Annotated in this window: 1 protein-coding gene; it reads right to left on the reverse strand. The window is 39.7% G+C overall.

Annotation, left to right across the window (positions count from 1 at the left end; translation table 11 throughout):
* Window positions 1-938 (reverse strand): c-type cytochrome (locus tag RM549_RS19360; RefSeq protein WP_311687763.1); only part of this gene is annotated, 938 nt, incomplete at both ends.

Here is a 938-nt window from a genome sequence, read left to right on the forward strand (position 1 = left end):
CTCAATATCTCTCACCAATGAAGGCGCAGATGCACCCAATATATTCTCCACCAGCTCAACTCCTTCGAGGTAGGATGTCAAGGCATATTTTTCAGCAATTTTATTATTGCCTTTTTGATATTCATTATACGAAAGATCAAGATTGGTCAAAGCAACATTTAGAGGTTCAGGTCTTTCAGGTTCATAATTCCGCACCTGACCAACTGTTATATTGCTGAAAGATTTATTCAAAAAATGTTGCAATTCTTCATCGTTCCATTTGCTGATGCTGTCAAGATGCAAATTGGAAGGCAATTGAGCTCTTGAAATTTCTTCATTGTGCTTTAGTGACAGCACGTAAAAAGATAAGTCCCAAAGCTCTTCTTCTGTAAGACGATTGTAAGAAGCCATCCCCGTACCCTCAATCCCCAATTTGATGACATTGTAAGCCTGAAGTGGGGACAACTGAGCTTCGTGGAAATTGGTCGGTGCAGGATTTAAATTTCCGGCTAAAGCTCCGTCCCCATATCCTTTGCCTCCGTGACAGGACACGCAATTATTCTGGTACAGGGAGGCTCCATTTTTTAACGAGGGATAACGATTAGGTGTAATTTTCAAAATTCCAAGATCGAGAATTTTGTTTTTGACATTTAAGGCAATTGTAGAAATCGCTTCTGGATCCTTTTTGTCCGCAACAGCTTGTTGCAATTCCTGCAGAGGTTCATGAAGCTTTTCAAACCTGGTGTTATTAATTGTATGTGATAAATCCTCCTGAAGTGCAATGGATTTTGTTGCAAACTCGCTCATTTCGGCGAATTCAAACTGATTGATTATTTTGCCATCCTCCACCGCTACTGGATAATCCTTGGAAATATAATCCAGGAGGGTAACTAAAGTGCGCAAATCGGTATCATTAACCGCGTTTTGCGAAAACATCTTTACTGAAAAGAAAATAAAAA

This window comes from Autumnicola patrickiae, assembly GCF_031846525.1.
Taxonomy (GTDB): Bacteria; Bacteroidota; Bacteroidia; order Flavobacteriales; family Flavobacteriaceae; genus Autumnicola; species Autumnicola patrickiae.